Raw genomic sequence first — 7,823 nt, forward strand, 5'->3', positions numbered from 1 at the left:
CGGCCTCCGGCGGTGCATCGGGAAAAACAAACTCTCCCGCCGTCAGCTATGGCGCTACGAGTGGTTCACTCGGTCGCGCTATCAATAACGTAGGTGCGAGCAGCATCGCCACTACCCCCAGCTGTGGGATACTCGCGGTAACCTTCCTCGAGATAAAGGCGCAGGCTTCCAATGGCGCAGTCAACCTCCAGTGGAACGTAGCCTATGAAGTAAGCACGACCGGTTACTCGATCGAACGCAGCACCGACGGCGCCAATTTCGAGAGCATCGGCAGTGTCGCCTACCGGGCGGGAGATGCGACGAACAACGCCTATCAATATACCGACAATGGCGCCCAGACCCTTGGCGGCACGCTTTACTATCGCATCCAGGAACTGGGTTCCGACGGCAGCACCATGTATAGCAGGATCGTCTCGGTCAACCTGGGTACCGCAACCGGCAAGGTCGGGGTATATCCCAACCCGGCGCGAAACAGCGCTACGGTCACTTTCCCGGCAACGACGGCTACCAGTATCAACCTGCGGCTCTTCGATCTGAAAGGCAGCCAGGTATGGAGCCGTCAATACCAGGCTCACCCGGGGATGAACTCGGTGCAGATCGATTGTATCCAGGGCTTGCCGGAAGGGGAATATTTCCTCCACTGGTTCGACAAGATGAACTCACAGCAGGTGAAGATCCTTGTACATCATTAATCAATTATAACGGCGGATCATTTCGCTGTCGTTGAGGCTGCCACGGACGATTGAGTCGTGGCAGTCTCATTTTTTGACAACTCGGAGATCAGTTCGGCAACCAGGGCCGTCCAGCCGGTTTGATGGCTGGCGCCAAGGCCGTGAGCCGTGTCGCCATGGAAATATTCGTAGAACAAAAGAAGATGCTCGTTACCCGGCTTTTGATAGAACCAGTTGTGCTTTCCATGCAGGGGCCGGCTGCCGGTGATATCCTTTTTGAAGAGGCTGACTACCCTGCCTGTGAGCTGATCCGCCACCTGTTCCAGCGGCAGCTGTTCGCCCGAGCCGGCGGGATACTCCACCAGTAAGCCCTCGCCATAGAATTTCCCGAATTTTCTTATCGACTGGATGATCAAGTAGTTGATCGGTATCCAGACCGGTCCGCGCCAGTTGGAGTTGCCGCCGAAGAAATCCGATGTCGAATCCCCCGGATCATATTTGATATGGTAATCGACCCCGCCGATGTTAATCGTATATGGATTTTCTTCGTGGTATTTCGAGAGTGCGCGGATACCGCCGGGTGAAAGGAACTCCGCTTCGTTGAGCAATCGCTCCAGCAGAGAGATCAGCTTTTTTTGAGGTACAAGCGAAAGCAGGATCGTCTCGCCGTCGCTATGTTCTTCGTTTGGCCAGTAGCGTTTGTTCTTCAGCCGGTAATTCTCGAACCAGGTGATCCGCTTTTTGAAATCCGTCAGTTTGTGAAGGGTCTTCTTTTCGATGATCGAGACCGCGAACAGCGTGGTGAGGCCGACGATCGACTGGATACGCAATTGCACCGGCGATCCGGCGATGGAAAGCGTGTCATAGAAAAAGCGATCTTCCTCGTTCCACATGCCCTGTTCGTTCAACGCTTCAGCGATGAGTACAAACTGCTCGAAGAACTTCGTTGCGGTGTCCTCGAAAGAGTCGTCTTTCATGGCGATCTCGAGGGCCATATCCATCATGTTGAGGGCATACATTCCCATCCAGCTGGTGCCGTCCGCCTGTTCCAGCTGAAATTCGCCGCCGAGCGAGTGGCTTCGGTTGAACACGCCGATATTATCCAGCCCAAGGAATCCGCCTTCGAACATATTATTGCCATTGGCATCCTTGCGGTTGATCCACCAGGTGAAATTGATCAGCAGTTTTTGAAAGATGCGTTTGAGGAAACCGACATCGCCCTTACCGGACCGTTCCTTTTCGATGCGGTAGACCATCAGCGCCGCCCAGGCCTGGACCGGGGGGTTTACGTCGCTGAAATTCCATTCATAGGCCGGGATCTGGCCATCGGGTTTCATATACCATTCCCGCATGATCAGCAGCAGCTGGTGCTTGGCGAACACCGGGTCCACCAGGGCCATGGCAATGCTCTGGAAGGCGAGGTCCCAGGCTGCATACCAGGGATACTCCCATTTATCGGGCATGGCGACGATGTCCTGGTTCTTCAGGTGTTTCCATTCGTGGTTCCGGCCATTCAGCTTTCCCGCGTTGACGGGACTTAGTCCGTCACTGGTGGTCAACCAGCGTTCCACGTCGTAATGATAGTATTGTTTGCTCCAAAGCAGACCGGCCAGGGCCTGCCGTTGAACGGCTGCCATCTCCCGGGAAATATTCGCCGGCAGGATCGTCGCGTAAAAGGCATCCGCCTCTTCTTTCCGGCTTTGGAAAAGCATGGCCGGATCACCGTTGAACGGATTTTCAAGAATGCGGTTGCTTAGTCGCAGATAGATCGATTCCGTCTCCCCCGGCCCGACCGAGTAGTGATAAACGGGGGCGAATTTCGTTCCCGACCTCTTCTGCTTCAGGGCGTCGAGGTGATTATTCCGGATGACGGCTTCATGAAAAGCATCCTTTACAAACGGCGTCTTGTTGGGCACCCCGGATACTTTTTCAAGATTGGTCTCATTCTCCGTAAAAAGGGTATACTTCGGGGGCTGGAAATAGAGATAATAGGCTCCCAGCCGGCTATGCGTTGCCCTGACCGAATTCCCGTCGCGGGTGGTGATCACCGGTTTTTTCTCCTGTCCATCCGTGCTCCAGCGGTTATAGAACCAAAGAGTGGGCAGCACCGTGATCTCCGCCGGCTTGTAATAGCGGTTGTGAATGTCGATGCGGATAAAGATATCCCTGGCGTTCTGCTTGGCATAGCTGATGGTCACATCGAAATACTCGTCCTTGTCGAATACACCCGTGTCGAGAATTTCGTATTCTGGCTCTTCGCGCGAGCGGTTGCGATTCTCTTCCAGCAATTTTTTATAGGGAAATTCCTGTTGGGGATACTTGTACAGGTATTCCATGTAATAATGAGAGGGGAGATTGTCGAGATAGTAATAGAGTTCTTTTACATCCTCTCCATGGTTTCCTTCATTGTTGCCAAGACCAAAGAGCCGTTCTTTCAGGACGGGGTCCTTTCCATTCCAGAGGGCAACGGCAAAACAAAGGTTTTGAAAAAAATCGGAGATCCCTCCAAGGCCATCCTCACCCCATTGATAGGTCCTGCAATGCGCATGATCGTAAGGGAAATAGTGCCAGGCGTCGCCGTATGGACTATAATCTTCCCGGACCGTTCCCCATTGTCTCTCACTCAAATACGGTCCCCATTGTTCCAAAGGTATTTTTTTAGCAGCGTTAACTGCGAGTCGTTGATGTTCTGCGGTCATGTTGTTCTAGTTTTTCCATCTCCTACGGCTGCTGGATCGTTCACACCGGATATTATTGATGAATTTCGGCAAAAAATAGGACTTGACCCAGGTTGGTCCCCGCGTCGGTCTTTATTTTGGCAAAAAAACCGCCTGTGAGCCCATTTATTGTAAATTTGTGCAATTTATTTTTTTAATCATTCGAATTTGACTTTTAAAGAATTTGGCCTGGACGAGAGTTTGCTCGAAGGCATAGAGGCTTCCGGATATGAAAATGCTACCCCTGTACAGGAACAGGTCATTCCCATTATCTTGAACGGCAAGGACATTATCGCCTCCGCGCAAACCGGAACGGGAAAGACCGCGGCTTTCCTTCTCCCCATTATCAATCGGCTGCTGGCCTCCAGGAATGACGATACCGTCAATGCCCTGGTGATCGTGCCGACACGGGAGCTGGCTGTCCAGATCGCTCAGAACCTGGAAGGGCTTTCCTATTTTACCAACATCAGCTCGATCGCGGTATATGGCGGAGGGGACGGGAGTAACTTCTCCACCGAGAAGCAGGCGCTCTCCCGTGGCGCCGACATCGTGATCTGCACCCCCGGACGGATGATCGCCCATCTCAACATGGGTTATGTCAAGTTAACCGGTTTGCAATACCTGGTCCTTGATGAGGCCGACCGGATGCTCGATATGGGTTTCTTCGACGACATCATGAAGATCATCTCCTTTCTGCCGCTTAAACGGCAGAACCTGCTCTTTTCGGCCACGATGCCTACAAAGATCAGGGACCTTGCCCGGAAGATCCTCCATGAGCCCGCGGAAGTGAATATCGCGATCTCCAAGCCGCCCGCGAAGATCGTACAAGAGGCTTTTGTCGTCTATGAAGCACAAAAGATCCCGCTCGTAAAATGGTTGTTAAAGACCACTAATCTCAAGAGCACGCTCGTCTTCTGTTCGAAGAAACATAATGTAAAGCAGCTGACGGCGGAATTGCGGCGAAGCAAGTTCAACGTAAAGGAGATCCATTCCGATCTCGAGCAGTCCGAGCGGGAGCAGGTCTTGCTGGAATTCAGGAGTCGCCGTTTGCCGATCCTTGTGGCTACGGATATCCTTTCCCGTGGGATCGACATCGATAACATCGAGATGGTCATCAACTATGATGTGCCGAATGACGGCGAGGATTATGTGCATCGCATCGGCCGTACGGCCCGCGCCGAGACCGACGGGGTGGCGTTCACATTTATCAGCGAGAAAGAGCAGAACAAGTTCCGGCTGATCGAGGATCTTCTTGGCAGTCCGGTTAATAAGGCGGCGATCCCCGAGCAGTTTGGTCCCGCGCCCGAATACAGTCCGCGCAGTAAGTCCAGACAAGGCGGCGGACATGGTCATGGCGGTGGGCATTCCGGCGGCCGCAATCGCGGCGGTGGCGGTGGTGGCGGCAATCATAATCGCAGGACGCCCCGGCCCTCCGGTTCCGGGTCCCGTGGACCCGGCGCGCATGGCGCATCGGGCGGCGGCGAAAAACGTCATTAAAAGCCTGCCTCGCAGCAGCCGTTACAAGTTGAGGGAGGCCCAGCCCAGTCCCAGCCAGAGCAGGACGATCAGCGGCGAGGGCAGCTTTGAGAAGAGCAGGAGCAGCCAGGTCACCCCGATGACCCCCAGGTTGAGGGCGATATCTCTCCAGGAGGCCAGCTGGAAATCCTTCATCATATAGAAGGCCGCGGCGATCATGATGCCTACAACCACAGAGTTGATCCCTTCCAGTGCGCGATACACCGTCGCATATTTTTTCAGGTTATGCCAGATCGGATAGAAGAAGAGTACAAGCAGTGCACTTGGAAGAAAGATGCCGGTTGCGCCGATAAAACAACCCAGGATCTGCCAGGCCGTTCCCTTGTCTTTGATCGCGATCCCTCCCATATAGGCGGCGATGGAAAACACCGGACCGGGAATCGCCCGGACCATTCCCCAACCAGAATAAAAGTCTGTCTTTTCAATGCGGATGATATGTGGATTCCGCTGGATCAACTGCTGGGATTGCGAGCGGGCGACAAACTGTTCGTACATCATCGGCATCAGCACGTTTCCGCCGCCAAAAACGAGACTGCCAAAGCGATAGGTATTCTCGAAAAGGTTCACCGGACGGCGGTTGGGCCAGTTGTTCTTGCGGGCCAGTTCGCTGCTTGCTCCGGCGAGGAGGAAGATGATCGCAAACAGCCAGATATTCCCCCACTTTATTTTTTTTGGCAGCACCTCTACCTGCGGGATACGCCGGCTGCTAAGGTTGGTGACCACTCCCCCGCACACGAGGAGGATCGGAAAGACCCAGGGCCATCTGAACAGCAGAAAGGTGGTGATCGTGCTGACCACGAGAATGATGCGGGTGATGGTATTTTTGATGGACACGCGAAATGCCCGCTGGGCGGCAAACGCCAGAAACCCGATGGTCATCGGCCCAATAAAGCGAAAAATTCCCGTGGTGCGCAAGGGGAAAAAGGAGAACAGCGACATCAGGATACAGGCGGGAAGGGTCCAGATGATCAGGGTGAGCATGGCAAGGACCACACCGCCCCGTTTATACCCGATGAGGGTAAGCGTCTGAGTCGATGAAGCCCCGGGCAGCAGCTGGCAAAAGGCGCTATAGTCCAGCAACTCCTGCTCGGTGACATCCTTCCGGCGATAGACAAAGGTCTTCATCATCATTCCGAAATGTCCCGTGGGACCACCGAATGCAGAGATGCTGTGCAGGAATACTGCTCTCAGAAAGGCCATATGACGGAACAAGGCTGTCAAAATAGATGCGTGAATTCGGAACCGGATGCGTAAGACAAGGCCACAATATTATCGTATATTCATTGTAGCAAAAAATTGTCGGAATATAATTTCCCGGGGATCCCCAAAAAAACAAACTGCTTAATGAAAAAACTCCTTGTCCTGCTGGCCGTCATCCTGGTGGCCGGCCCGGGTTCCTTTGCCCAGAAGAACAACAATCGGGCAGCGATCGATGCCGCCGCGGATAAACTGGAACCGCAAACGATCGCCTGGAGAAGAGACTTTCATGAACATCCCGAGCTTGGCAATCACGAGACGCGAACCGCGAAGATCATCGCCGATCATTTGCGATCGTTGGGTATCGAGGTGCGGGAGGGTGTCGGGAAGACCGGTGTGGTGGGTATTCTGCGCGGTGGTCTTCCGGGGCCGGTCATCGGACTTCGTGCGGATATGGATGCACTGCCGATCGTGGAGCGGACGCCGGTGCCTTTTGCCAGCAAGGTCAAATCCACGTACAATGGACAGGAGGTTGGCGTTATGCATGCCTGCGGCCACGACGCCCATGTCGCGATCCTGATGAGCACGGCCACCGTACTGGCCGGGATGAAAAAAGACCTGAAGGGGACCGTCAAATTCATCTTCCAGCCGGCTGAAGAAGGTCCGCCGACGGGTGAAGAGGGTGGGGCGGCCCTGATGATAAAGGAGGGCGTCCTCGATGATCCGAAGGTAGAAGTCATGTTCGGGCTGCATATGGCTGCCGCGGTCGAGTCAGGGAAGATCAGATATCGAAGCGGAGGCGAAATGGCCGCTTCCGACTGGTTTACAATAAAAGTCCACGGAAAAGGCTCACATGGATCACAGCCCTGGGCAGGGATCGATCCCGTCGTTGTTTCCGCGCAGATTATCGAAGGTCTGCAGACGATTGTCAGCCGGCAGACGGAACTGACGAAGAATGCCGCCGTGATCTCCGTTTGTGTGATCCAGGGCGGTGTTCGCGCAAATATCATCCCGGAAGAGGTTCAGATGACCGGCACTATCCGAACCCTCGATACTGCGATGCAACGCGAGATCCATGAACGGATGCGCCGCACCGTTATAAAGATAGCGGAGAGTGCGGGCGCCACGGCGGAGATCGCTATCGACAATAAAACGCTGATCACGTATAACGATCCGGTCCTTGTACAGCGGACCCTCCCTTCCCTGCAAAATACGGCGGGTACCGGCAATGTACAGGTGATGGATGCGATGACCGGCGCGGAGGATTTCTCCTTTTTCGGCGCAAAGGTTCCTTCTTTCTTTTTCTTTCTGGGCGGAATGAAACCGGGACAGGACCCGCATACGACCGCCCCCCATCATACCGCGGATTTTTACCTGGATGAGTCGGGATTCAAACTTGGCGTGAGGGCTTTTTGTAATCTTGTATGGGATTATTCGGGCAGCCGCTAAATAAGGTGTTCTCAGCGGCTCATGCATTTTTGAATAGTATTATATATAACTAAATGAATGTAGAATCACTTCGCGAATATTGTCTGGCAAAGCCCGGGGTGGAGGAATCCTTTCCATTTGGCGAGACCACGCTTGTTTTTAAGGTAAAGGGAAAGATCTTTCTGTTGACGGGTCTGGATAGCCCGGTACTTGAATTCAATGTCAAATGCGAGCCCGAAAAGGCCATCGAATGGCGGGAGCAATATGCCGCGGT

At 53.8% G+C, this 7,823-nt stretch carries 6 protein-coding genes; 4 read left to right on the plus strand and 2 right to left on the minus strand.

All coding sequences use genetic code 11. The features are described 5' to 3' along the window. Positions 1-692: T9SS type A sorting domain-containing protein (locus VGM48_RS07355; RefSeq protein WP_331577581.1), on the plus strand; the 692-nt coding region annotated here is incomplete at its 5' end. A gap of 17 nt (positions 693-709) precedes the next feature. On the opposite strand, the gene VGM48_RS07360 is transcribed toward VGM48_RS07355, so the two are convergent. Then, entirely contained in the window at positions 710-3,298 is a 2,589-nt protein-coding gene (locus VGM48_RS07360; protein ID WP_331577583.1) for an MGH1-like glycoside hydrolase domain-containing protein, read from the minus strand. 258 nt (positions 3,299-3,556) lie between these two features. Here VGM48_RS07360 and VGM48_RS07365 point away from each other — a divergent pair, with 258 nt between their 5' ends. Continuing rightward, entirely contained in the window at positions 3,557-4,885 is a 1,329-nt protein-coding gene (locus VGM48_RS07365; RefSeq protein WP_331577585.1) for a DEAD/DEAH box helicase, read from the plus strand. A gap of 21 nt (positions 4,886-4,906) precedes the next feature. Here the strand turns inward: VGM48_RS07365 and VGM48_RS07370 are convergent, their stop codons facing one another. Continuing rightward, positions 4,907-6,124 carry a chromate transporter gene (locus VGM48_RS07370; protein WP_331577587.1) on the minus strand — a complete coding sequence of 406 codons (1,218 nt, stop codon included), beginning with the start codon at positions 6,122-6,124 and terminating at the stop codon, positions 4,907-4,909. A gap of 144 nt (positions 6,125-6,268) precedes the next feature. On the opposite strand from VGM48_RS07370, the gene VGM48_RS07375 reads away from it, so the two are divergent. Further along, a complete protein-coding gene (locus VGM48_RS07375; RefSeq protein ID WP_331577589.1) occupies positions 6,269-7,570 on the plus strand; it encodes an amidohydrolase in 1,302 nt (433 codons plus the stop codon). Positions 7,571-7,623: 53 nt separating this feature from the next. Then, positions 7,624-7,823, plus strand: a 200-nt coding sequence (locus VGM48_RS07380; RefSeq protein WP_331577591.1) for an MmcQ/YjbR family DNA-binding protein, incomplete at its 3' end; no start/stop codon positions are given.

The organism is Puia sp. (assembly GCF_036500295.1).
Classification (GTDB): Bacteria; Bacteroidota; Bacteroidia; order Chitinophagales; family Chitinophagaceae; genus Puia.

Bases quoted from the DNA above. Each gene is read 5' to 3' on its own strand.
- VGM48_RS07370 (WP_331577587.1), bottom strand. From the start codon at position 6,124: ATGGCCTTTCTGAGAGCAGTATTCCTGCACAGCATCTCTGCATTCGGT.
- VGM48_RS07375 (WP_331577589.1), top strand. From the start codon at position 6,269: ATGAAAAAACTCCTTGTCCTGCTGGCCGTCATCCTGGTGGCCGGCCCG.